This window comes from Chlamydia serpentis (genome assembly GCF_900239945.1).
Taxonomy (GTDB): domain Bacteria; phylum Chlamydiota; class Chlamydiia; order Chlamydiales; family Chlamydiaceae; genus Chlamydia; species Chlamydia serpentis.
On the sequence record NZ_LT993738.1, the window covers coordinates 373,101 to 399,157 of the forward strand.

Consider the following 26,057-nt stretch of genomic DNA (forward strand, 5'->3'; position numbering starts at 1 on the left):
GTACAATATTGCGAATATTTTTAGGAGTTACCTATATGGGCGCTATTTGTTTGACTCAAATACCTCATCTACTATTTAAAAATAGGTGTGAGTGCCATCAGGACTGTTCTTTAAAAGCAAGAACCATTGCTAGAATTGCTTTAACCATTATTCTAGCAATCACCAGTATTCTTACATTCCTTTTTTGTATAGCTCCTGTTAGTTATATTGTCGGAGGAGTTTTAGCTGGAGTAACCCTCACCATACTAATCTTAACCCTAGTCGCTGCGATAAAACATCCTAGAAAACCTCATCCTATTCCTAAAAAACTCTTGAAAATAATTAAAACAAATTATCCTCGTCCCCTAGTTAGCTTTATTATAGAAAAACAGCTCTCTTTCCAAGAGATTAATCAGCTTATTGTGCATAGACGTGCTCAAGCAGGTCTTCCCAACGCTTTGGATGACAAGCTGCAAGAATTTGGGGTCAAACGACTAGATAAAATAAACTTCCATAGTCTTGATGATATTGAAATCCTACTCAGTCGTTATTGCCCTCTATATTGGTTCAGACTCTTTACTAATCTTGATGAATTTCATGAAGACTCTTCTTCAAAAACGATTGCACAAAGGGCCTATCAAACTTTAGGACGCTTTGTGTACCAATTAGAACAGACTACTATCTTCCAACCATTAACTTATGCGATTTTGAAAGAAATTACTCCAAGAGAACAATGTCAGTTAAGAATATATGCTAAAGCGCTATGGAACCACTCTGAGGCTAAAAAAATCTGTGAACAAATATACAACAGAATAGACAAAAGCTGGCATAAGAGACTCAAGGCAGAGGAAGGACTGCTTAAAGACTTTCCATTAACTAAGGAAGGGGTTAGACACCTTCTCCTCTTATTGAGTATTTATGACATGGACCCAGAAACACAAGCTACTTTAATCTCTGGTTTAGACTGGAAATCTTGGATCTGGTTATGTAAGTTCAATACATGGGGCGGACATCCTTTTCAAATAGCAAAGTTAGGAGGGTTTCTCTCTTCCTGTGATAAATTTTTTGATGATAAGTCAATACCTGGAGGAATAACTTGGGAAGAAATGGCCTCTCTAGTAGAAAATAATTCTAAAAACCACCCTGATGTACAACCAGCACACGCTTTAGCAGCATATCTATTGACTAGTTGTCCCTATCTTAGTCAAAAAGGCCTGACACAAGGGAGCGACCTCGATCAACTTATGTATGATCATGTAAAAAATTCTCCTATGTATTCTATAAATCCAGAGACTGGGGCACGAACCCTTAAGGGGAAATATGGGGTGCATCTTAAATAAAATTGGCCTCAGCTTGGGCTCACATAAAGAAGCAGTAGAAGTCTCTTTAGGAAGAACTATTCAAATGACCTTCAGAAAAAAATCGGCGTGAACAAGGTGAAATATTTTATATAAAAATAATCAAATTAGAAAAACTTCTAAGAAGAGATTTTTTATGATATAATCTATAGTAATTATCTAGGATACCTATGAGTTATATTGTTCCTTCTGTTTTTAAATTTTTTTTTACAAATAAGTATAATTTTGAAGTAAAGAATTCTCTTGTTGTTCATATTGCGTTTAGCGCGATCTTAGTTTTAGGATCTTTAATCGCTTTCCTTTGTATTGTATCCCCAATATCTTATATTCTAGGTGGAGCATTGATAGGACTAGCATTCTTGATTTCTTTAGTGGGCTTAGCTCTCAGTATAAAAAAGGTTCCGCCTACCATTCCTGAGGCACTAACACAAATAATTCCAGAGGGTCTCTTAAAAAAAATTCAATTTCATTATCCTAGAGTTGTTTCAGATTTCATTGCTGAAGTCAAACCTTCTCTTAATGAACTAATAAATTTTGTAAGTTTTCTAAATAAATTATATTATAAAGGTAAGGCAAATTTAACTTTTCCACCACAGCCGTTAAAAGGCAAAATAGAAGCGTTTGGTCTTGAGCGCATAATAAATGAGGTCGATACCCTTACTCATAAAAGACAGATCCTTAACTTGCGTCTTCAACAAACCAGAAGTTCGCCCCTTGATCATCCCCTTTTTCCTTCATTAAAAGCATTTTTGCAAAAGGAATGCCCATTTTTTTGGTTGAGTGAGTTTATTTCCTTTGGCAGTTCGGTCTTAAAGACTACTGAAATACGCATAGATTCTGAATACAAACAGGCAACAGTACAAGATTATGTAGACGAAACAATGCTTCCTATCCATTGGTTTACCCCCCTAGGACTTAGTAGGAGCAGTGACTCTATTTTAAATTTACATACATTAGTTTTAGCCAGAGTATTAACGAAAAATACTTTTGAAAGTCTAAAAGATACTGCATTAAATGGGGATTGGAACAATCCTAGTAGTGATTGTTTATCTATAAAACAACAACTCTTCGCAACGTATTGTATAAAGTACCAGTCTTACCGTAACCTTACTATGTTCCCCATGCTCGATGAAGTCTCCTTCAATGCAATGCTATTAGCTATTTTTAGGAAAAAGTTTTCTTGGAAACAAATACGGTTGATAAAAACAACTTCGTCCAATTTATGGGAAAATCTCTGCTGCTTATCCCTAGACTGCATAAAAAATTCCGAAGAGATCAAATTAGCATCTTTTATTGGAAGACTGTATATACAAGGGTTGCTTAATAGAAACAAATCAGAGTTTTTACCTTCACTAGCTCTCCTTTCTTTGAATGAATTTATAGCAATCCGTAAACGATCAACTAATATGACAATGTTCCTTACAAATTTAATGAGCCATAATTCACAGTTTAAAAATTCGCTAGAAACACAGGTGCCCCTGATCTAGAAAAGAAACTTCCGTTGAACTATATAGACCATATAAAAATTTTTGAAAATTCTCCAGATTGTTCAAAGCTCAAAAACCTAGCCGATTTTCTTATTTATAGGCAGGGTCTTTTCTGATATTCTACTCCTGGATCCTGTTATAAAGTTGATTTCATAAACTGGGATCTTTTTCTCTCCATCAGCTATAGTCCGCAAATGCAGACCCTGCCTTAATATACTCTCCAGACGCTTAGAAGCTAAAGATAAGTGTTGTAGTAAAAATCGCCCCATTTGTTGAGCTGGATCTTTAGAAAGTTCTAACACTCTACTAGCTTTTTCTAATTCTCTAATAGGGTAGAGGGCTAAATTGATATCAAAGGCTTTTGAGCATTCATCAATAAGTTCCTGTGAAAATAATGCTCCTCCAAGGAGGCAGAGTTGTAAGTTCTTTGTCACAATATTATCTATAAAACAAAACCAGTTCCAAGTCTTTTTAGGAAGAGCTGTAATCAGTTGAACCTGATCATATGTACATCCATGTACGCTGAACAATAGTAAGTCATTACTGACTTTTTCTTCAGAAAAGATCGTTAAGACTTTTTCAATATCTAAAAGAGCACCACTTTCTCCTTTACAGTCATTACATATACGACTAATAATTTCCTTAACTTCTTTTCTATCCCAAGTCCCTTTTAAAGCATGGTCTTTCAACAAAACAAATTCTTCTTCTTTCAATTTAGTAAGAATACTATGGATCCCAGGAGAGAAAACTGTTCCTTTAGCTTGACTATGTCCCAAAGGACCTAACCAATAATATCCCCAACATTTTTTAGGAATGCCTAAGTTTTTACAAACCTTCTGATCTCCTGCTGATACAAATTTTTGAAGCCAATAAAGTGGACAATTTTCCTCTAAGATCTCTTCGAAACATCGCCAATCACTACGTTCCATATCTTCCATAAGGTTGCCAATACCATATTTTTCGACTTTACTTTGTAATTCTTCCGGTAGCAGTTTTATTTTTTCTTCAGGAGTAATTTGCTGTACTAGTACGGTAGCAAATTGCCTAAATTCAGCTAACGTCAACTGTTGTTTTTTTACAAATAGAGCAATCGGCGTACTATAAGTACTACCTATAACCTTAATGAAACCATCAGGAATGACTCGTGGTATTGGAGGTAGCTTCTTTTCACCAAAAATCAAAGCTAAAATCACTAAAGCAAGAATTACAAAACCAATACCAGCTAAAATACCTCCGACAATATAAGAAATAGGAGTCGATAAACAGCCTAAAGCTACTAATGCTCCTATGCAAAAGAGTCCAGCAACAGCTACTCGTAAAACAGTTCTTCCACTCAAAGAACATGAATTGTGACATTCACAATAATTTTTAAATAAAGCATGTGGAATAACAGTTATGGTCATAGCCACTCCTTAAACACAGATTTATCCAGAGCCAGTATAGATTATATGTAAATAAAAATCTCTAATTCAAAAAATTCCTCTTCTAAAAAGTATTGTTCTCATAATTCATCAGCAGAAGGATTCTACTGATCAACAGTTTAGGATTTTTACAAAACTAGATTTTGCTTTTTTCCAATCTTCTTGCATCGACAATAGTTAAAATGTTTTTCATAGGGATCTTCAATTTTCCTTTCTTTTGTTTTCCTTTAATGAGACAAACATTAGTTACAATAATAGGGAAGAAACCTCCTGAAAGCTATCGCTAAGGAAAGTAAGAAGAATACCTAAGCAACTATAAAGATATAGTATTGATCAGCACAAATAGGAATAAGGCCTAGATTTTAATCAAAAAAAAACAGTGCAATAATCTTCCATATGGCTTGATATATATCGTTATAAAGGCTCTATACCAACCAATACATCTCCAAATAAATTAGTAAGGTTGATTTACCTATGGTTTAAAAGGACCTACAGTTAGAGGACTCACTATGTTCCCTTAATTTTAGAGAGAAAACTGTCTAGTCTCCTTTCGTTATTTGCAGCTCCGAATTTTTTTCGAACAGTTTCCGATCTCTTAGAAAATAGATCACAAAGAACATAGCCAACATTCCATACAGGACCCGAACCACGATATCGCTCTAACGTTATTTGTAGCTCTTCCCAAAGAGCAAGTTGAATATAAGGCTCACTGGACTTGAAATCATTAGATATAAAAGGCAAAAGAAAACCTGCAAAGGAAGCCACTTGAGATGCTGAAGCCCCCGCTTTATCGATTGAACAAAGCCATTGCCAATGATTAAAGTTCAACTGACTAATCATTTTAAGTTGGGCAAAAGAAAATTGTTTCTCAATAATAAAACGCAACAAACTATCTACTTTTTCTTCAGTAAAATTGGGAATAGGTTGTTCATTATAAGAGCCAGGCATGTTCCTTTCATATTTCTTACAAGCACACATAAGATCTTTTATAGTACGTCTTACTAAATTGCTATTCCAACTATGGATACTTTCATTCCCCTCCGCATCTACTTGCTTGTGTAGATGAGCTTCTAACATTTTCAATTGCTTCTCAGAAATTTCATTAGAGATCGCATAGATTGCCAAATCAAAAATAGTTTGAGAACGGGTCTCGCTATTTAAAGGCCCTAGCCAATAATAATTAAGATCGCCCTCCTCTTTATGACTCAGCGGTAACATTATATTTTTAGGCGCAGATTGCACGAAATTATGCAACCAATATAGGGGACAATGTGCAAGCATGATGTCCTCTAATTGCACCAAAGGAAAGTGGAAATGGCTAAGATCCTTGGTTAAGTCCTTGATATTAAAATCTTTGACCTTCTTAAGTAGAGGTGAGGGTAAAGCCTCCTCTAAGGATAACATATTTCTTACAGATTCTATGATTGTATGCAGTTCTTCAAGATTCAGTTTTTGTTGTATAGCTAGGCGAGAAATAGAGGGGGGATAAAATGTTTCTAGTAACTTTAAAAACCCTATAGGCAGTGGTAGGGAGGGTTTTCGACAATATTGCATCAACTCCATACCAGAGAGAATAAGCAAACCCAAAGACACAAGACTGAAGACCACACTTACAAAACAAGCAACTCCAAATGGAAGTACGAGAAAGACCATGTAAGCTAGGCAAGCTGTAGCAAAAACTAGAAAAATTCTTAAAAGAATATTGTCTATTAATAAAGTTTTTGAAAATCTCGGGCTCTCAGATCTTTGAAAGACAGTCTGTGGAACAATAACTACTTTAGACATAATTAAATCTAGAAAAAATTAAGTCGCCTTGGATCGCAATGCTTATAGAAAACAAACGAATCTAAACTTTAGATAAACAATTCTATATAGTAAAGACCTTTTATTATTTTCCTTATTCAAAACATATTCTGCCTTGTCGCATATTTCAGAAATAATAATTTTAATCATTCCCTATTAAAATTTACCTCTTATGTTACGTTCATAAGCGTAGAAACTTAGTAGCTGTATTGCAAAATCTACTTTAAATTCTTGTGGTTTCTCAGTGTGATCTATTATACTTTGACCTGTGGAATGTAAAGATAGTAATTACCGATTAAGATTCTTGGCATGATTATTTCGTTGGGGGAAAAAATAAAGGACGAAAGCTAGAAACACATTTTAGAGACCGCTCTTTTTCTATAAGAGCCTTTCTGAGGCGTCTCTAAGAAACCATCAACAAAACTAGATAATATTAGTACATTTTGAAAGAATATAAGATAGAGAACATCCGCAATTTTTCAATTATAGCGCATATTGACCACGGCAAGTCTACAATTGCTGATCGACTGTTGGAAAGCACGAGCACAGTAGAAGAACGAGAAATGCGTGAGCAACTCTTAGATTCTATGGATCTCGAAAGAGAGCGTGGCATTACAATTAAGGCACATCCTGTCACAATGACTTATACATATGAAGGAGAGGTTTATCAACTCAACTTAATTGATACTCCCGGTCATGTGGACTTTTCTTATGAAGTTTCGCGATCTCTAGCTGCATGTGAAGGAGCCTTACTTATTGTAGATGCAGCTCAAGGCGTGCAAGCACAAAGTCTTGCTAATGTCTATCTCGCCCTTGAGCGAAATCTAGAAATCATTCCCGTATTAAATAAAATAGACCTTCCTTCTGCTGATCCTTCTAGGGTTACCAAACAGATTGAGGATTACATAGGCTTAGACACGACAAACATCATTACCTGTTCCGCAAAAACAGGACAAGGAATTCCTGAGATCCTCCTGGCCATTATTCAGCTTATCCCTGCTCCAAAGATGCCTGAAGAAACAGAACTTAAAGCTTTGGTTTTCGACTCTCACTATGATCCTTACGTTGGAATTATGGTCTATGTACGCATTATCAGCGGTGAATTAAAAAAAGGTGACCGCATTATCTTTATGGCTTCTAAAAATTCTTCTTTCGAAGTATTAGGTATAGGGGCTTTTCTCCCCAAAGCAACTTTGATAGAAGGTTCCCTATCTCCTGGACAGGTAGGTTTTTTCATTGCTAATCTTAAAAAAGTTAAAGATGTTAAAATCGGTGATACGGTCACCACAGTAAAACATCCCGCAAAATTTCCCTTAGAGGGTTTTAAAGAAATTAATCCTGTAGTTTTTGCAGGAATTTACCCTATAGACTCTTCAGATTTTGATACTCTGAAAGATGCTTTAGGAAGACTACAGCTTAATGATTCGGCTTTAACTATAGAACAAGAAAGCAGCCATTCTTTAGGTTTTGGTTTTCGTTGTGGCTTTTTAGGACTACTCCATCTTGAAATTATTTTTGAAAGGATCATTCGAGAGTTTGACTTAGATATCATCGCGACAGCCCCAAGTGTAATCTATAAGGTCGTTTTAAAAAATGGAAAGACTCTACATATTGATAATCCTTCAGGATATCCCGATCCTGCGATTATCGAACATGTTGAAGAACCATGGGTGTATGTAAATATTATTACGCCTCAAGAATACCTGAGTAACATTATGAATCTCTGTTTAGATAAACGCGGTGTATGCATAAAAACTGAGATGTTAGATCAGCATCGCCTCGTTCTTTCTTACGAACTTCCCTTAAATGAAATTGTCTCTGATTTCAATGACAAGCTAAAATCAGTAACAAAAGGTTATGGATCTTTTGACTATTGTCTTGGAGAGTACCGCAAGGGATCTATCATTAAATTAGAAGTACTAATTAATGAAGAGCCTATAGATGCCTTTTCTTGTTTAGTCCATAGAGACAAAGCAGAAGCTCGAGGAAGAAGTATCTGTGAGAAACTGGTTAATGTAATTCCTCAACAACTATTCAAGATTCCAATTCAAGCTGCTATTAATAAAAAAGTGATTGCCCGAGAAACGATTCGAGCCCTTTCGAAAAATGTTACAGCAAAGTGTTATGGAGGAGATATTACTAGAAAACGAAAACTTTGGGAAAAGCAAAAGAAAGGAAAGAAACGTATGAAAGAATTCGGAAAAGTTTCTATTCCAAATACAGCCTTTATCGAAGTTTTAAAATTAGATTAGCATTTCAATAAATTTCTTATATTTACTTCACTCTTTCTGTTGTTTTCTTATCAACCCAATCAGTGTGATAGAACTGCCCTCGAGGACAATCATTACGCTCATAAGTATGAGCACCAAAATAATCTCGAAGTCCCTGAGCTAATGACATTGATGAGTTTGCTGTACGATATCCATCATAAAATGTAATTCCAGCTGCCAAGCATGGGATAGGCAATCCTGCTCCAATTGCAGTCACTACCGTCCTACGCCAACCCATTTCAGCATGACATAACGCTTTGGAAAAATATTCTTGAAAGATGAGGGAAGAGCTATTTGGATTAGTAGCAAATCCTTTGTATATAGCATCTAAAAATACACTTTGGATAATACATCCCCCACGCCATAACAATGCAATTTCTCCAAGGTTGAGTTCCCAGTTATATTCTTTAGAAGCCTCCCCTAAAAGCATAAACCCTTGGGCGTAGCTGATGATTTTTGAAGCATACAAAGCATGGAACACATCTTGAATAAATACTGAGGGATCATTAGGCTTTTGAAGTACCAAGGGAATTCCCATATATTCACGGGCTGCTCTCTCACGCTCTTCTTTCCAAGAAGACAGGAAGCGAGCAAGAACTGCTTCTATAATTAAAGAGAGAGGGACTCCAGAATTTAAAGCATCGATAGCGGTCCATTTCCCGGTCCCTTTTTGGCCGACAACATCTAAAATAGTATCAATGACAGGAATTCCTTGGCTATCTTTCAGAGCTAAGACCTCAGAAGCAATGCGAATTAGATAGCTCTCTAATTCTAGAGTATTCCAATCTTTAAAAATTGTAGACACTGCAGTTGGCGAAAGCTCTAAAAAATCTCTCAAAATACCATAGGCTTCACAGATTAACTGGATATCTCCATATTCTATTCCATTGTGGACCGCCTTTACATAGTGGCCCGCACCACCAATGCCTACCCAAGAACAACATGGGCGACCATTCACTTGTGCCGCTATTGATTGAAAAATAGGAGCTACTAAGGGCCAGGCCTTTGGATTACCCCCGGGCATAATTGATGGACCATAACGCGCGCCTTCTTCTCCTCCAGAAATCCCTACCCCCAAAAAGAGAATCCCTTTTTCCTGTAACTCCTTGCAACGACGTTCGGAATCTTTAAAATAGCTATTTCCACCGTCAATAATCACATCGCCTGGTTCTAGAAAAGGTAATAACGAATCAATACTTTGATCAATAGCTTGCCCAGCTTGGATCATCAGCATAATCTTCCGAGGTCTTTGCAAAGAATGTACAAAATCTTCTAGAGACTCGAAACCTAAAAGTCCTTGATAATTAGAGTGTTCTTGTAAAAAATTTCGTGTTTTTTCTGGCGTCCGATTATACACAGAGACAGAAAAACCATGATCCATCATGTTCAACACGAGATTTTTTCCCATGACAGCTAAACCTATAAGACCAATATCCGTTTGCAAATCTATCTAGCCTCCTTAAACTAATTTAGATATAGAACAAGCTTTCGTTTTTTACCTTGTGCTAACAATATGTAATGACCGTAAAAAATATCTTTTTGTTTACAGACACTGCTCTCATTAGCAATTGGTGTATTATTAACATACAATCCTTTTTGTTCAATTAGCCTTCGAATTTCCCCTTTAGATTTACAAAGCCCTATAGCCAGAAACACGTCTAACCACGATTTTCCTAGCACCTCAGATTTATTGAGGGCCACTCCCATCCCTTTTATAAATAATCCATGAAGATCTTCCTCGGACAAGACGGAAAGACTCCCTGGTTGCATACTACGAGTTACAGAAAGAGCCTCTTCAAGACCTAGATCACCATGAATAGCGCGGAGAATATCTTGAGCGACAAACTCTTTAACTAGAATCGGATCTGTCTCCAATTTTCTATCCAAATCCTGTACCTCTTCGTTGCTCAGTAATGTCAAGGTCCTAGTAATTTTAGGGACATCTCCATCCGGTAAACGAAGTAAATATTGGTACAGTTCAAAAGGGGAAGTTAGTGTAGAATCCAGCCAAAGGGTTCCAGACTCAGTTTTTCCAATTTTTTTCCCCTCCGCATTGGTCAGTAAAGGATAGGTAAAACCATAGGCTGGACCTAGTCCTTTACGGCGAATGAAATCAATTCCCGAAGTAATATTTCCCCACTGATCACTTCCTCCGCATTGCAAAATGGTACCATAATTCTTAAATAGGTGGTAAAAGTCGTAAGATTGCAGAATCAAGTAGCTAAACTCTGTATAGCTAATTCCCTCATCAGATTGCACCCGCTGTTTTATCGTATCTTTTGCTAGCATTTGGCCCAATCGAAAGTGTTTCCCTACATCGCGCAGAAAATCAATCAGAGAAATGCTTTGTAACCAATCTGCGTTGTTTACAATAGTAATTTCAGGAAGATATCTCTTTAAACAAGCCGTGATCTTCTGACTATTATCCATGACTTCATCTGTTTCAAGCAGAGATCTCTCACTATGTTTTCCTGAAGGATCACCCACCATCCCTGTAGCTCCGCCGACTAAAGCTATAGGATTAAGACCCAAAGTAACTAGCCTCTTTAAAAAGCAAATTCCAATCCAGTGCCCAATATGCAAAGCTGGTGCTGTAGGATCAAATCCCAGATAAACAGACAAAGATCCTTCTATAGATTCCAAGCCAGAAGAAAAGTTTTCGAGAATATTTCGATCTTTTAAGTATTTTAGCCATGGTTGCATGAATCATCATTCACATTAAAAACTTGAAAGCTCTATCTTAGCCATACTAGAGCTTATATGCAAGGCACCACCGAGATAAATAAAGAAAAGATTGTTAGGTGAGAATAATCGCCTAGCTAAGATACCATAACTTTTATCTCTTATTCAAGATAGGGTTTCTATGTCTATATCTCCATTAGGAATTCTAGAAATTTTAGATTCTAGTAATCTTAAAGCATCATGTTCTTCCTTGCCCAAGCGTCTTAAAGAATGGTTCCCCATGATTCTTTTTTTGATTCTAGGAGGAGTTTTTACTATTGCAGGTTGCATTGTCATGATGCTCACTAAACAGATTCTTTATGCACTATTATGTGTTTTAGGAGGAATACTTCTAGCTATAGGTCTTCTCTTAAAACCTGAGACTGTTTTCAACGAAAGGCTGCTAAAGCTGAACGAAGCTTCAGTAATGCCTTAGAATGAATTTGAGAAACTCGTGACTCACTCACTCCTAGGACTTTACCAATTTCTTTGAGAACAAGCTCCTCATAGTAATATAAAGCCATGACTTTCCGTTCTTTTTCCTCAAGTTCTTGAATTGCATTGGCTAGGCATGAAGAGAACTCTTTCTTATCGACAACATCATAACCCGTTTGAGCACGTTCATCAGCAATGCGCTCTTCAAGAGCCATTCCACAACTTTCATCATTTTGGGAAGGCCATTCTTCATTTAAGGACATGATTAATGCAGGACGAGCTAACACAAACCATCCGCGAAGTTCTTGTTCTGAGATATTGAGGTACTCACAGAGTTCAAGATCTGTAGGTTCCTTCCCTAAAGATTGGCGAAGAGAATCTATAGCTCCCGATAACTTATTTGCCTTTTGATGTACACTGCGAGGAACCCAATCTTGCTTGCGCAAATCATCAATAATAGCAGCCTTAATCAAAAATACAGCGTAACCTTCAAACCGTCGACTTCTTTCAGGATCATAACGTTCAATAGCACGCACTAAGCCTTCAACACCTGAAGCATATAAATCCTCAGTCTTGACATGGGCAGGCATACCTGAAATCAAACGATGAACGACACTTTTTACTAAAGGTAAGTAGAACTCGATTAGGTTATCACGATACTCAATTTCCTGAGTCTCCCAATAAAAGCTCCACGTCTCTGCTATATTTTGGGTCTGCTGTGTTTTCACAAATTTTTTCTTACGTAGTTATTTATTAGATTAATTTAAAATAAAATTTTAAACAATATTTACAATAAAAATATTAACATAATTTTTTCATGAAAAATCAAATTAAGAAATTAAAACATCATCGGAAACTATTCCTAAAAAGGAAACAGGAATCTCTTTAGGAAGTTCGTTATGAGACAAAACCAAAAGATCTGGGAAATCTGCATTAAGTATTTTTTTCATATGACACCGAGTTTCACAGCTAGTAACAACAGCACGAAAATCTCCAAATACTGAACGCTCCAAAAGGCTATCCACTCGACGAATCACTTTCTCCTGAATTTCGGGATTAGACTTTGAATATGAGTTATTTATTAGCTCTTCAACATGACAATCTACGGTAATGACTTCAAGAGTTTGTTTTTGATCCCATAGGCTTCTTCCAATTGAAGGTCCTAGAGATTTCCTTACCTTTTCAGCAAGAACCTCTAAACTATCTCCAGGATGTTGATATATGGCAATTGCCTCTAAAATCTTTGGAAAGAGCCTAAGAGAAACCCTTTCTTTAACAAGTAGACGGCATAGCATCACGAGTGAACTTAATGAGATTTTTTTAGGAATGATTTCTTCAACAACGATGCCAAAATATCTCTCTGACTCTTCAAGATATTTTTGGATCATCTCCCCATTCAAAGCTTCATGCGCTATGTTTCTGAGTAAAGGAAACAATGTTTCTAAATTCACTGAGTCAAAATATAAGTTTTGACCAAATAATCGCAGCCCCGTCTCTGCTCCTTCAATGCACACATGCGTAAGCTTAGGAAACTTAACTCCCAGTTCTTTAAATACTTCTTCAGATGCACTACAATATGCTTCATATAACTGAGATTCCTTCTCTTTGGGAGACACGGCCTGTACATGAGCAAGAGCAACCGCTATACAAGTATCTTCTGAACATGGTTTTTCTTTTCGATATGCCAACCATAAAAGACTTGCAATTAAGGCGATAGGAAATTTTGGTGAACTTGGAATAAAACACAGAGAAAAAATCAATAGTGAAACAGTTCTGAAATGTTGTCTCAACTGTTTATAGTATTTTACTAAATGACTTAAAAGATTTTCTTCCTTATCGATTTTACTAATAAGGGTAGCTGCAGCACACGAAGTAAGAAAAGCAGGAATTTGGCTAACCAAAGCATCGCCTAGAACTGTAAACCACATCTCGTTAAGAGTATAACCTAACGTGTAATGGAGAATAAGCACGGAAATTACATTAATAATCAAAAGGATAAAGCTAACAACAGCGTCACCTTTAACAAAACGAAAGACACCTTCCATTGCAGAGAAAAAATCACTTTCTTCTATAAGCTCATCTTTCTTTTTTTTAATAGTCCTATAAGAAGCTCTTCCAGAAACAAGATCAGCATCCAAGGACATTTGTTTCCCTGGAAGAGCCTCTAAGATAAATCGCGAGCGCACCTCGGCTATTCTCTCTGATCCCTTAGAAACAACCAAAAAGTTCACAAGAAAAAGCAGCAGAGATGCAAATGTTGCTGCCCATATGTTTCCTAATGAGAAAAAGCTTCCTAGGGAGGAAATCATTAGAGAGGCTGTTCCCGATGATACAATCCACCGTGTTGAGGCAAGATTAAGCCCTAGTCGTAATAAACACAGGTATAAGAAAAAAGAGGGGAAGAGCTTTGCTGAACTACTAGAACGCAGGGAGAACACCGAACAAACAGTCAACAAAGATAAGGCAAAATTAATACATAGCCCAAAATCAAGAAAAATTTGTGGGAGAGGTAGGAAAATCAATAATAGGATTCCAATCGGGACAAAAATCATTCCCCTAATATCACTTTTCTTCCTAGACACAAAGACAGTTCTCCTAGAAAATCCTTGTTTTCCCCCATACTTTCCCATTCATATATCTGCAAGGAAAAGTCTAGAGAGAAATTGTGAAAGATCTTTGATCTTGTCGACTATTTCTTTCTATGTTAACGTTATTTCTTTTTACCTAAGAACTTCATTTGCGGAGTATAGCGCAGCCTGGTTAGCGCGGTTGCTTTGGGAGCAATAGGTCGGGGGTTCGAATCCCTCTACTCCGAACCCTCGTTTTAACCTCGGATAGTAAGGACTATTATGGCTAGGCTAATTATTACCTCTGATGATGAACAACAAGAATTCGAATTAGAAGACAATAGCAGTATCATAGACCCTTGCGAATCCGCAGGAATTCCTTTTGCCTGCACTGAGGGAGTTTGCGGAACTTGTGTTATAGAAGTCTTAGAAGGCCAAGATAGCCTTTCTGATTTTACCGAAGAAGAAAAAGATTTTCTAGGAGAACCTGAAGACTCTATCGAACGCCTTGCCTGTCAATGCCGTATTAAAGATGGATGTGTAAAAATTACTTTCTAGTTTCACAGAATGAAAATTTCATAGTCTAATATAATCCTCTGACGACTTATGTTGTTTATTAATTGTCTTCTTGCTTTTTATAGGCCCTGCCTTTAATTCAAAAAATTTATACATATAATGTATTAAATTCTTTCTTTTTTCTTCGAAAAATTCAAAAATTTTTTAAATAAAGCGCCTGAAAATAAAAACGCATCTATTTTCAGAATTTATATATATAGATAAAAAAGATATAATTTTCTTCTAAATAGAAGTTAATTCACTAATTATGTCTATAAATACGTCAATCCCACTCCCTAAAGGACAGCCCTTAACACAAGTTACAAAAAAATCAACTCAATATTTTCATAATATTCAATCTCGTATTCTATTTATTACTATAGTTTTTGCCCTTGTAGTTACTATAAGCACTTTACTCATTGGAATACTTTTAAATATTCCTATAATGTATTTCCTAACAGGACTTGCATTCGTTGTTGTTATCCTTACTTCCTTTATTCTTTATAAGAAGACCACCGACCTTTTGAAACAAATCATACCCAAAGAACAAGAAAACATTGAATTACAATTATTCTCTTCTCCTCAAATCCTATCGAGTATACTTAATATTAGCAGTAGCTCGAAAGAACCTTGGTTAAAAAAGATCAATAAACTTACTGATCTTTCGCCGCCTTGTTCATTACCGATAAATCCCCCTTACCAAGGGTGGAAAGTAAAACATTCTTTATTTTCCCTATTATGTATACAAGGGAGCAACTCGGATGGCTTATTAGTGACTTCTCTAGGCCGGACATTGTTAATTGAAGAGATGCCCAATACAGTTTCCAACTCTCGATTAACCTCAGACGGAGAAGAGTCTGCTTCACCAAAAATTCAAATCGATGCTGCAATCCAACAAACCAAGCTACAAATCAAGAAGGAATCTTACAGAAAACAGACCTTTGCATCCCCGCATTTAAAACCGGACTTATGTTATCAAGTCTTTCTTCCAGAGATGCTTCCGGAAACAGTCCATGAATATTATTATGCTCTTTACGTGAGCTATATCAAGACCTCTATTAAGAACAATGTTCAACTCATCCAAGTCCCTCTAGGTAACTTAGGGAAACCAGCTAGGAGTAGTAATCAACTTTCTCTAGAGGGGAAGTGTGCACAATCTCTAGCTATGATTTCTGCGGTAAAATACATGGCAGAACTATATCCAGATTATCCCCTCACTATTGTTTGTATTGAACAATCTTAATGTCTTTCTAGAAAGATTTTGAGTAAACTACTTTATAATACAAATAAAACATCAAACAATAAGTAATTAAAGTTTAAACAAACTTTAATTTACTATAAAATAATGTCCCGTATTTTCAATTATAGGAAATAAAACTAAATGGCTAATTCATCACCCATTACAGGTTGTAGTCCTCAAAGTAATGAACAATTTGCAATACACGAAGACAATTCCTGTAAACTAATGAAAATTCTTAAGAAAATAGGGAAGGTCATACTTGAAGTCATCTTATGGATTGGTGGCATCGCTCTAGCTTTGATTGCATTGCTAAGCATTCCCTGCCTAAAATTCGCTGCGGCGACTGGATCGACGACTGCTCTTGCTATAGCTGGAGTAGGGCTAGCAGTGTTGTTCGTTGGTGGCTGTATCTTTTTTGGATTTTTATTAGTCGATAAGTCGGCTGCTCGAGAAACCTATGAATTTCTTAGTGCGGCTGACGAATACACTCGCTCACGTTCCAGAGGCTGCTGTCATCAGAAACCTTCTCTAGGTAATCTTTTCTCAGGAGTCATCCATGCTGGACAATATGCACAAACAGTACATGCGTGATAAATCCTCTTGATCCTAAAACTTTTTAGTAAGACATCATTAAACAGAAACTTCAAGCATTTTAAAAAAGATCTATTTATAATAAAACATAATAAGATATTATTAATAACTTAGAACTAAAGATAATTATGACAAAAATTAATGCTAATCCTCCATGGACTAAATTCTTACTTTCAAAAAAACCAGAGGATCCGCCCCTAGAACAACAAAAAAAGACTCTTCCGCTCTACCTAAGAATTAAATATACGATGCTACGCCTACTGACTATTCTTGTGGGGTTAACCGCCTTTATAACAGGTCTTTCAGCTGGAGCAGCAGTTTCCTTTAGTATCTTAACTATTTCTATGCCTCCGCTTGGGGCCATTATAACTCCACTTGTGGGTATAATTATACTTGTCTTAACATTTATTCTTGCAACCATCGTGACAGCGGCTCCAACAATGTTAGTGATGCCGAAGTTAGAAGAGTATTGGAATAAAATAAATAGTGCAGAAGAAAGAAACCGCGCGCAAAACTAATAAATCCGTCTGTAAAGAATTATCTATTTAGACAAAATTTTAGATGAATAACGTCTCCTATCTAATTATTTTTCAAGTAGATTTATAAGAAGCCACTTTGCCATATGTAAAGATTTCTTACTTAGCTAAAAATTAGTACTTGCAAGAACACAACTTATTTTATTTAAGATAAAATATACTTCATGATAAAATTTTTCCACAAATTAATTTTATTATGTTTTTATGCCAAAAGTTAAAATAAATACAAATCCATCAAATATAAATATAGAAGAAACATCAAGTCTAGAGCACGGCATCGAGAGAAGTCAACAAAGCGTTGTTAAGATATTTAAAATTGCAATCGCCGTTCTTTCTATAGTTATAGCCATAGGCTCCGGAATTACTGCTGGAATACTTGGGACACCTCTTCTCTTGATAGCAACCTTTGTTGCTCTTGCTATAGCAGCAGTATCCCTATATCTCCTTTTAAAACAACCTTCTCAACCAAAAGAAGAAATCCCTAGTCGAGAATTTCCCAGAGAAACCCCTCCCAGAGAAACCCCTAGTCCAGAATTGAAGTTCTATCCCAGAGAAACCCCTAGTCCAGAAGTCGAGGTCTTCCCCGAAGAGTCTCCTTCTAGCGTACCAACTGCTTCCCTTGAGGAATACCAAAAAGAACTTAAAACAAATTGGACTCTCCTTCCTAACCTCTCTCTAATAGACTCATCCTGGACTACTACAACTGAAAACCAGCCGTACTACGCTTGGCGCCTGAATAATTCACGGGTTACCTTGATTGTTACTACAGGAGATATCTCAGAACCTCGGGTGCAAACTAAAGGCAAAGTCATGATTGTCAATGCAGCTAATGCTGCTATGGCTAGGGAACTAGGTGGAACTAACCTTGTTCTTTCCAATAAGACTAGCGCAACTTGTTGGCAGAACACGCAAACACGAAACGGAAGCATTCCTTTGGGCTCACCATTAGTTGTTGGTGAATGTCGCTCAGCACCCTGGATAAATCGAGACAATAGCAGTAATGATGACAAACCAGGAAGTCCGCAATTTTTAGCACAACTTCTTGGCCCTAAGTATGGCGAAATAAAACCCGAAGAATTATCTTCAACAATTCAACAGGCTTATCTGAACTGCTTATACGAGGCAGACTACCAGGGAGCAGACATTGTGCAACTTCCACTAATTTCTTGCGGCATATTTTCTCCCAAAGGAACTCCAGAGCGACAACCTGTGGACCCACTTAACACTAGCTCTCCCGAAAACCAATTTAATTTACTACACAATGCATGGTTAGATACTGTTAAAACCGGTCTTCTAAAGGCTCTCAGAAGATTCAGTGGAATGAAGCCATCAAAAGATATAACTGTAATTGTTACCGACTACAATGCCGTCCGGATAACACCCTCCGACTAAAAACGGCCAAATCAACCTAACTCAAGGGATCAAACAATCAGATCCCTTTTTCTGAATAAAAATGTTATAACACATTCGACTACCAATCCTATATTTACTATATAAGCCCCTGTTCTTATAGCAAATCTAGCCAGGAGCACTTGCCAATAAACCCTTGGCTTTATCAAAGAAAACATTTCAAAAAATAATGCTTAAAAGCTGAAAAACTTTAGTGCTATGTTCGTTTGTCAATAGAATCAATCTCAAAATCCTGCTAGATCGCTCCAGATTTTTAATAAAAGTAGACCTTTTGCCTCGAAAAAATGCAATACTCTTATAATATTTTTTAAAAATCTTTTTTAACTTATTAATCCAAGTTATACTTGCACCAGCAAATATAAAGACCATGATGAACATAAGTAATAGGCAGTCTTGGTTAAAAGGAAAATCTAACTAGAGGTAAAAAGTTTATGTCTACTCCTCCTCCTTCCATAAACTCTCAACTGAACCCTACGAAACTTGAATCTACTCAACAAATTTCTAAATCTGGGAAAGAAAAGTGCCAAAACAAAACGATCAACACTATTCAATGCTTGATCAAGGTCCTGGCTACAATTCTAGCTATAGAGATATTCGCAGCAATTATAGCGTTCTTTATTCCTGGGGCTCCAGGAATATGCTTAATTATTCTAGGAGGTCTTATTCTTGCGACAGTGCTCTGCGTAATTCTTCTTTCTATAAAGATTACTATCTCAAAGAAATCTCAAGGGAAACTCCTTAAGGAGCAGGAATAGCACAGTTTTCTTCTAGAGGGGGCTATAGAAAAATAAAGAGCTCTTTATACTTCTAAAGAAAATCCCCCGAACCTTTGTACAATTAACTCAAAGAAAATTAAATTAATTCTAACTAAAAACACAAAAACTTTTTAAATGATTTTAATTACAAAATAGTTTAAAATCAGCTCACGAAATTAATATTATTTAATAAAGTCAGACTAAACAATGTCTTCAACAATATCTAATACACTCAACCCTACTTCCCCTGAACACAAGTCTGAAGAAGCATGCCAGTCTCCTTCCTCTTTATTAAAAATTAAGAAATCTTCACAGAAAGCTTTAAGGCTAACTATTTATATTTTAGGCGTGCTTTTGATTTTCCTGATGACAGCAGCTATGATTACTAGTTGTGTGATTGCTTGCGTAACACTACCGTTCAGTAGTTTTATAATTATAGGGCCCTTAGCTCTAGCTACTATTATTCTAGGTATTGGTCTCTATTGTTTAGCAAAAAAACTACCAAAAGATTCCCTTCTATTCTCGACCAAACCCGAGAAAAAGCAGCCTGTCATGAGCTCTCGAATTAAAACAAACTTAGAAGAAATGTATACAAAAGGTCTGGGAACCCTTCCTGAAGGAGTCATTTTTCCAGAAGCACGAAATATCTTGACCTACTCCTTAATAGCAAATCCTCGCATTAGTTTAATTACAGCGCAGGCTCCAGATTTTTCAGAAATTTCTCACCCTAGTGCCGAGACATACCAGCTATTCATATTACCTCCAGAACGTAGCACAGATAAGAATATAGAGCCTTTAAAAAACACTATTTATGCAAAATTAAAAGACCGACTAGGGGACGAGCTGTGGGGAACAATGAAACTTAAAATGGACCAGAATAAACAACCTGGTTACTGGGAAATTTTTGATCAGCCTACAGCAGATGGAGTCAAGGCTAAAAAGATCTTGATTTCTTGGAGTCCTTGGGGACTGTCCGATGAAGATATGGAGGCTCTAAATAAAGCTGATGTTGTTGGAGAAAGAAGTTATAAGCCCTCATTCCTCTGGTTCAAAGAGCAATGTGCTACTGATTATTTTAGTATTCTTATATCAGACTTTCTAAATTCCTCGGAAATTAAGTCTTTACATATTCATGCGGAAGAAATCTTTTCCCCACTAGCCCAAAATCTACAACGCCCTGTTTATCGGCCTACAGAACGTTATTTTTTACAGATCGCCCTACTTAAAGCGATCCATGCAGTAGGAGAGCAATTTAAGAAACATTCGAATAAAGAGCTACGTATATACCTTACAGCAAGTCACCTGAATCCTATGTTTCCATTCTATTTGCCAAAAGAGTGATGTATTTCGCAAATAGAATAGAAACATAGACTTATAATTAAAAATTGGAGGTATTCATGTCTTTACCAAATATAGAAAACTCTTCGATTCCAAGAACCCCCACACCCCCAAGCCAACCTACTCAAGATTATCTTTCTACAACACCCTGGAAAAAAGCTCTCCTTATAGCCTTAGCAGTTGTTACCTTACTATCTGCCATTGCATTTGCAGCCGTCTGTATAACACTAATTTTTACAGCACCATCTGTTGCCGCCTACTTTACAATTGTAGGACCTCTAATACCAATTCCAGTGATTCTTTGCTCTGTACTTATGTTTGCCTTGATCAAAACATTCGGCAAAACAAAAGATGATAGTCAATCTTCATGAGAAAAGAGCTAGAGAGATAATTGGCATTTAAAAATAGGGTAAAGAAAAGACCTACTTGTTATTTCATACGAAAAGATAAATCTTTACCCCCCCTTCTTAAATGATCCCAAAATTAATAAAAACCCTAGAGGCGAAGATTTTTGGGAGAAGATGAGACTACTTTAATAAGTGTTTAGGGACTATATGATCTTCAAGAAAATTATTCTAGCTTTTATAATTCTAAGACCCTAATAACCTTTGGATTTTTATGACACCCATGACCTCCGGCGTCCAATCTTCACGACGCAAGACCCACGATGTAAAAATAGGTCACCTATATGTAGGAAGTGCGCACTCAATAAAAACACAGTCTATGACGACTACCTCAACTGCAGATGTTGAGGCTACAGTACAGCAAATCTGTCTCTTAGCAGAACACAAGTGTGATATTGCTAGAGTTACTGTGCAAGGAGTTAAAGAAGCTCAAGCTTGTGAAAAAATTAAAGAGCGTCTAATTACTTTAGGCGTGAATATTCCTCTAGTTGCAGATATTCACTTCTTTCCCCAAGCAGCTATTTTAGTCACGGACTTTGTTGATAAAGTCCGGATCAACCCCGGCAATTACGTAGATAAGCGTAATATGTTTAAGGGAGCTAAAATCTATACAGACGAAAGCTATGCTCAAAGTCTTTCACGACTGGAAGAAAAGTTCTCTCCATTAGTAGAAAAATGCAAAAAGCTTGGCAAGGCTATGCGTATTGGAGTTAATCATGGATCTCTTTCAGAAAGAATAATGCAAAAATATGGTGACACCATAGAAGGCATGGTAGCCTCAGCAATTGAGTATATTGTTATATGCGAAAAGATGGATTATAGAGATGTTGTCTTCTCAATGAAATCTAGCAACCCGAAGGTTATGGTAGCAGCATACCGTCAACTTGCTAAAGACCTAGATGCTAGAGGCTGGCTTTATCCCCTACACCTAGGAGTTACAGAAGCTGGTATGGGAATAGATGGAATCATAAAATCTGCGGTGGGAATCGGCACTCTTCTTGCAGAGGGTCTTGGGGATACAATACGCTGTTCTCTAACAGGTTGTCCTACTATAGAAATTCCTGTTTGTGAAAACCTCCTAAATCAAACCAAAATCTATCTAAACCTTCCAAAGAAGAAAAATCCATTTTCCTTAGAAAATTCAGAAAGTTTCGTTGCTGAATCAAAGAAAATCACTAAAAAAACACCTTGGGGAGATGTCTATGGTGTCTTTTTAAAACTTCACTCTTTCCATCTTACAGACTTCTCTCCTGAAGAACTACTAAAACAACTTGGAGTGAACCCCGAAACAAACGAGAGAGCATTCACAACGCCTGAAGGAGTCGTAGTACCTCCAGAGTTGAAAGAATCCCCAATTGCTGATGTACTACGAGAACATTTTCTAGTTTTTCATCATCATCAAGTGCCTTGTCTCTATGAACACAACGAGACAATTTGGAATAGTTCTGCTGTGCACGACGCTCAATTTGTACATTTTCATGCTTCAGACCCCTTCATTCACACATCCCGAGATTTCTTTGAAAAACAAGGCCACCAGGGCAAACCTACAAAGCTAGTTTTTTCAAGAGATTTTAATAATGAGGAGGAAGCCGCGGTATCCATAGGGACAGAATTTGGAGCCTTACTTCTTGATGGTCTAGGAGAAGCTGTTGTTCTTGATCTGCCTAATATTTCTTTGACGGCTGCTCGAGAAATCGCCTTTGCGACCTTACAAAGTGCAGGTGTTCGCTTAGTAAAAACAGAGTATATTTCCTGTCCTATGTGTGGACGGACTCTCTTTGATCTTGAAGAAGTGACCACACGCATTCGAGAAAAAACTAAACATCTACCAGGACTTAAGATTGCAATCATGGGTTGTATTGTCAACGGCCCCGGAGAAATGGCAGATGCAGATTTTGGATTTGTGGGGTCAAAAGCAGGGATGATTGATCTTTATGTAAAACATACTTGTGTAAAAAGACTCATTCCTATGGAAGATGCTGAAGAAGAATTAATTCGACTTTTACAGGAACATGGAGTATGGAAAGACCCAGAACAAATGGGTTGTAAAGTATGACACTCGCCTTTCACACACACCCTTTAAACTATTGGACTTTCGAAGAACTCAATCGATTCCCTATACGCCATGGAATTTTTTCAAAACAAGAGGGCTCAGGAGGTGAAGTCTATGCAGCACAGAACCCTGAGATCGCTATAGCTCTCGACTCTCAAGATTACTGTGATCTTCACCAACGTCACAGTACCTCAATACGTTCTGTGACTCATACATCTTCTACTTATCAACCAGGAGATGGTCTCTGCACGCAGTCTCCCCTTCTGTCTCTTCACATCCGTCATTCTGATTGCCAAGCTGCGATCTTCTATGATCGAGAACATCACGCTATTGCTAACGTGCACAGTGGTTGGCGAGGACTTGTCGGCAATATCTATGCTGTTACCGTAGCAACGATGAAGAAATTATTTAAAACTAAAACACAAGATCTTTTCGTAGCTATTAGTCCCTCAATTGGCCCAGATCATGCTTTCTACCCTGATTACGAGATCCTATTTCCGCGCAGTTTTGTTTCCTTTATGAAACCAGACAATTATTTTGATCTCCGGGCCATTGCCCATAAACAACTTCTTGATCTAGGGATCCCCAAAAATCAAATATTTATTTGTGATCTATGTACTTATTCCAAACATGAGGTTTTCTTTTCTTCAAGATACCGCTTACACCACCCCAATCCCAAGCTAGTTGGCCAAGATTCAAAAAATAAGAATAATGTAACAGCGGTGCTTCTCCTTAATAGAGACTAAGAAAGTCAAGCCTAAGAGACTATCCCTCTACCACTTGATTTAAATATCACATTTCGTTAAAATACTCATGTCTGATGTAAGGAAATTTTTATAGTGAGTGTTTTATGAAAATTGGAGCCACATTTAGTGATAAAACTCATCCAGAGCAACCGTTTCCTACATCCACACAGACTCAAGATACACCTTCGAGAGTTACACCTGTTTCAAAGAGACAAAAGGTACTTGAAGTTGCAAGGTCTGTTCTTAATGTACTTGTTATTTTTTTAATTTTTGCAGCTAGCATCACATTATTCGTTCTAGCAGGGTTAAGTTTCCCTGTAATGCAATGTTTTATGATCACAAGCATTATCACAGTAGTAGCAGCAACTCTTGGAATTTTAGCTCTTCTGCTTCACCTGCTACCGAAGAAAGAGGTGTCTTCACAGCTTCCCCAGATAATCCTGATACCTTCATCTGAAGAAACTAGACCTAAACGAACAAGGCCGCCCTATGACACTTCGACTAGCTCAATTTTATTCTGCCACTATGAAGAAACCAAACATGAACTTCCTCCAGGCATTCTAATTCCAGGAGCTAGTAGCATCGATGTTTTCACTTTAAAAAATTATCCCAGCTGTAAAGTCGTCTCAGCTTGTGCGTCCAATCTAACAAAAATTAGCGATCATGAATCTCCAGTCCATTCTCTATTTCTACTTCCTCCAGAAAACTCCTATACAAAAACGGATCAACCAAAACCAACCTCACAACCCCTAAAACAACTACAAGAGCTCTTAGGAAAAGAGGAATGGTCAAAAATCAAATCTCAAATGGATCTTCAAAAAACACCTGGGGCATGGCAATCTTTTCCTTGGCAAGGTTCTTCTAAAAACGTAATTCTAGCATGGTCTCCCTGGGGACATTATGATAGGGATGTAGAAAGAATGTTAGACCAGCAATGTTCTTCATCCATAAATTATCACGATCTAGCGTACGAGCATCGTAAAAAAAACATGAACTCTGAGTTATTCTTTAAAGCTTTATTAAAAGAATTAATGCAGAAAGGGATTACTAAGGTACATATTCATGGACTTGAATTTTTTAATCCCTTAAGTCACAATGGGAAACCTCACTTTCAAACGCATAATCCCTACCTAAAATCTAAGTTACTAGAGGCTCTAGCACTTGCTGCCAAAGAAGTCTCTAAAGAAACAAAAGCCGCACTCACTCTTTATGTTACTCAAGATGACAAGAATCCATTTCATCTGGAATAAAGAAAATTAAATAAAGTATCACATTAAGGAAAATCAAAAAAATTATAAATCCAATAGTAATTCTGGGTTTTCGATACACTCTTTTAATGTGATTAAGAAACCAACAGCCTCTTTCCCATCAATAAGGCGATGATCATAACTTAAAGCGATGTACATCATGTCGGCTATGATAATTTCGTTCTCAAAAACAATAGGACGTTTCTCTACTTTATGCATTCCTAAAATGCCTACTTGTGGAGGGTTAATAATTGGCGTCGATAGTAAGGATCCATATACACCGCCATTTGTAATTGTGAAACTTCCCCCCTCAAGTTCGGCTATAGAGAGTTGTCCTTCACGAGCTCGCAGGGCAAGATCCGCTAGTTTTTTCTCAATTTCCCCACTAGAGAGTTTATCGCAATCACGGATAACAGGGACGACAAGTCCACGATCTGTTCCTACAGCAAGACAAATGTCGTAGTAATGACGATAAACGATCTCCTCACCCTCAATATAGGCATTCACTCTTGGATAGACCTTTAGGGCTTGAAGAACAGCTTTCACAAAAAAAGACATAAATCCTAACTTGACGCCATACTTTGAGATAAATTCTTCCTGTTTTTGTTTACGCAAATTGAGGAGTGGAGTCATATACACTTCATTGAATGTAGTGAGCATTGCAGATTCATGTAGAGCAGATAACAAGCGACGAGAAATGGTTTTTCGAATCGAAGTCATCCGCTCTCGAGTTTCTTTCCGATCTCCTTTTAAAGAACTTTGGTGTGATTTTTTCATCTCCTCACGAAGAGGAACAAAAGTCTTATCTTGAGGAGGAGACTGACGAACTCCAGACTGAGGAAAGCAAATAATCTCGGCCTCTATAGTATCTCTAGATTGAACATCTGTAGCGCATTCTCCTTCATTAGCAACCTCTATTCTTGCCACCAAACCACCAACAGCAACAACATCACCTTCTGAAACTTGCCAAAGAATTCTGCCCGATGCTGGAGCATAAATTAATTGATTTACCTTATCACTCTCAATTTCTAGTAAACCCTGATTTTCTTGAATAAAACTACCCTCTGGAACTAAAAGAGAGGCTATAGTCACCTCGCTGATAGATTCAGCAATATTAGGTATGCGTACTTCTGTAGTCATA

22 protein-coding genes and 1 tRNA gene are annotated in these 26,057 nt (G+C 37.1%); 16 read left to right on the plus strand and 7 right to left on the minus strand.

Features of this window, described 5'->3' with window-relative positions; all coding sequences use genetic code 11:
• The first annotated feature begins 35 nt into the window (after window positions 1-35).
• A complete protein-coding gene (locus C834KP_RS01595; protein WP_108896458.1) occupies window positions 36-1,319 on the plus strand; it encodes a DUF1389 domain-containing protein in 1,284 nt (427 codons plus the stop codon).
• Window positions 1,320-1,507: 188 nt separating this feature from the next.
• Window positions 1,508-2,824, plus strand: coding sequence for a DUF1389 domain-containing protein (locus C834KP_RS01600; RefSeq protein WP_108896459.1), 1,317 nt, complete (start codon window positions 1,508-1,510; stop codon window positions 2,822-2,824).
• Between the two features lie 77 nt (window positions 2,825-2,901).
• Here the strand turns inward: C834KP_RS01600 and C834KP_RS01605 are convergent, their stop codons facing one another.
• Window positions 2,902-4,227: a DUF1389 domain-containing protein gene (locus C834KP_RS01605; RefSeq protein WP_108896460.1), complete on the minus strand. Its 1,326-nt coding sequence runs from the start codon at window positions 4,225-4,227 to the stop codon at window positions 2,902-2,904.
• Between the two features lie 525 nt (window positions 4,228-4,752).
• Window positions 4,753-6,030, minus strand: a complete 1,278-nt coding sequence (locus C834KP_RS01610; RefSeq protein ID WP_108896461.1) for a DUF1389 domain-containing protein — start codon at window positions 6,028-6,030, stop codon at window positions 4,753-4,755.
• 461 nt (window positions 6,031-6,491) lie between these two features.
• Here C834KP_RS01610 and lepA point away from each other — a divergent pair, with 461 nt between their 5' ends.
• On the plus strand, window positions 6,492-8,300 hold the full coding sequence (gene lepA / locus C834KP_RS01615; protein WP_108896462.1) for a translation elongation factor 4: 1,809 nt from the start codon (window positions 6,492-6,494) through the stop codon (window positions 8,298-8,300).
• Between the two features lie 22 nt (window positions 8,301-8,322).
• Here the strand turns inward: lepA and gnd are convergent, their stop codons facing one another.
• Together gnd and tyrS are read right to left on the minus strand one after the other, a co-directional pair.
• Window positions 8,323-9,762, minus strand: a complete 1,440-nt coding sequence (gene gnd / locus C834KP_RS01620) for a decarboxylating NADP(+)-dependent phosphogluconate dehydrogenase (RefSeq protein WP_108896463.1) — start codon at window positions 9,760-9,762, stop codon at window positions 8,323-8,325.
• 20 nt (window positions 9,763-9,782) lie between these two features.
• The gene (gene tyrS, locus C834KP_RS01625) at window positions 9,783-11,021 is read right to left on the minus strand and encodes a tyrosine--tRNA ligase (RefSeq protein WP_108896464.1); all 1,239 of its coding nucleotides are present in this window, start codon (window positions 11,019-11,021) and stop codon (window positions 9,783-9,785) included.
• A gap of 160 nt (window positions 11,022-11,181) precedes the next feature.
• Between tyrS and C834KP_RS01630 the strand changes: the two genes are divergently transcribed.
• On the plus strand, window positions 11,182-11,475 hold the full coding sequence (locus tag C834KP_RS01630; protein ID WP_108896465.1) for a hypothetical protein: 294 nt from the start codon (window positions 11,182-11,184) through the stop codon (window positions 11,473-11,475).
• Here the strand turns inward: C834KP_RS01630 and C834KP_RS01635 are convergent.
• Window positions 11,429-12,202 carry a FliA/WhiG family RNA polymerase sigma factor gene (locus tag C834KP_RS01635; RefSeq protein ID WP_108896466.1) on the minus strand — a complete coding sequence of 258 codons (774 nt, stop codon included), beginning with the start codon at window positions 12,200-12,202 and terminating at the stop codon, window positions 11,429-11,431. The two genes, C834KP_RS01630 and C834KP_RS01635, sit on opposite strands and share 47 nt — an antisense overlap.
• Before the next feature lie 102 nt (window positions 12,203-12,304).
• Window positions 12,305-14,056 carry an FHIPEP family type III secretion protein gene (locus C834KP_RS01640; protein ID WP_108897126.1) on the minus strand — a complete coding sequence of 584 codons (1,752 nt, stop codon included), beginning with the start codon at window positions 14,054-14,056 and terminating at the stop codon, window positions 12,305-12,307.
• 158 nt (window positions 14,057-14,214) lie between these two features.
• Here C834KP_RS01640 and C834KP_RS01645 point away from each other — a divergent pair.
• From C834KP_RS01645 to C834KP_RS01700, 12 genes are all read left to right on the plus strand, one after another.
• A tRNA-Pro gene (locus C834KP_RS01645) sits at window positions 14,215-14,289 on the plus strand.
• Window positions 14,290-14,323: 34 nt separating this feature from the next.
• Window positions 14,324-14,599: a 2Fe-2S iron-sulfur cluster-binding protein gene (locus C834KP_RS01650; protein ID WP_108896467.1), complete on the plus strand. Its 276-nt coding sequence runs from the start codon at window positions 14,324-14,326 to the stop codon at window positions 14,597-14,599.
• A 265-nt stretch (window positions 14,600-14,864) separates the two neighbouring features.
• Window positions 14,865-15,839, plus strand: coding sequence for a hypothetical protein (locus tag C834KP_RS01655; RefSeq protein ID WP_108896468.1), 975 nt, complete (start codon window positions 14,865-14,867; stop codon window positions 15,837-15,839).
• A gap of 138 nt (window positions 15,840-15,977) precedes the next feature.
• Window positions 15,978-16,427 (plus strand): hypothetical protein, encoded by a 450-nt coding sequence (locus C834KP_RS01660; protein WP_108896469.1) that lies wholly within the window; start codon window positions 15,978-15,980, stop codon window positions 16,425-16,427.
• Window positions 16,428-16,555: 128 nt separating this feature from the next.
• Window positions 16,556-16,945 (plus strand): hypothetical protein, encoded by a 390-nt coding sequence (locus C834KP_RS01665; protein WP_108896470.1) that lies wholly within the window; start codon window positions 16,556-16,558, stop codon window positions 16,943-16,945.
• 222 nt (window positions 16,946-17,167) lie between these two features.
• Complete coding sequence (locus C834KP_RS01670; protein WP_108896471.1) at window positions 17,168-18,355, plus strand: macro domain-containing protein; 1,188 nt, start codon at window positions 17,168-17,170, stop codon at window positions 18,353-18,355.
• A gap of 449 nt (window positions 18,356-18,804) precedes the next feature.
• Window positions 18,805-19,128, plus strand: coding sequence for a hypothetical protein (locus C834KP_RS01675; RefSeq protein WP_108896472.1), 324 nt, complete (start codon window positions 18,805-18,807; stop codon window positions 19,126-19,128).
• Between the two features lie 207 nt (window positions 19,129-19,335).
• On the plus strand, window positions 19,336-20,469 hold the full coding sequence (locus C834KP_RS01680; protein ID WP_108896473.1) for a hypothetical protein: 1,134 nt from the start codon (window positions 19,336-19,338) through the stop codon (window positions 20,467-20,469).
• Window positions 20,470-20,525: 56 nt separating this feature from the next.
• Entirely contained in the window at window positions 20,526-20,837 is a 312-nt protein-coding gene (locus C834KP_RS01685; RefSeq protein ID WP_108896474.1) for a hypothetical protein, read from the plus strand.
• Between the two features lie 256 nt (window positions 20,838-21,093).
• Complete coding sequence (locus tag C834KP_RS01690; protein ID WP_420808681.1) at window positions 21,094-22,926, plus strand: 4-hydroxy-3-methylbut-2-en-1-yl diphosphate synthase; 1,833 nt, start codon at window positions 21,094-21,096, stop codon at window positions 22,924-22,926.
• Window positions 22,923-23,669, plus strand: a complete 747-nt coding sequence (pgeF, locus tag C834KP_RS01695; RefSeq protein ID WP_108896476.1) for a peptidoglycan editing factor PgeF — start codon at window positions 22,923-22,925, stop codon at window positions 23,667-23,669. The genes C834KP_RS01690 and pgeF overlap by 4 nt, the downstream gene beginning before the upstream one ends.
• Before the next feature lie 104 nt (window positions 23,670-23,773).
• On the plus strand, window positions 23,774-24,919 hold the full coding sequence (locus tag C834KP_RS01700) for a hypothetical protein (protein ID WP_108896477.1): 1,146 nt from the start codon (window positions 23,774-23,776) through the stop codon (window positions 24,917-24,919).
• Window positions 24,920-24,961: 42 nt separating this feature from the next.
• Here C834KP_RS01700 and sucB read toward each other — a convergent pair whose 3' ends face one another.
• The gene (gene sucB, locus C834KP_RS01705; RefSeq protein ID WP_108896478.1) at window positions 24,962-26,056 is read right to left on the minus strand and encodes a dihydrolipoyllysine-residue succinyltransferase; all 1,095 of its coding nucleotides are present in this window, start codon (window positions 26,054-26,056) and stop codon (window positions 24,962-24,964) included.
• Window position 26,057: the final 1 nt, after the last annotated feature.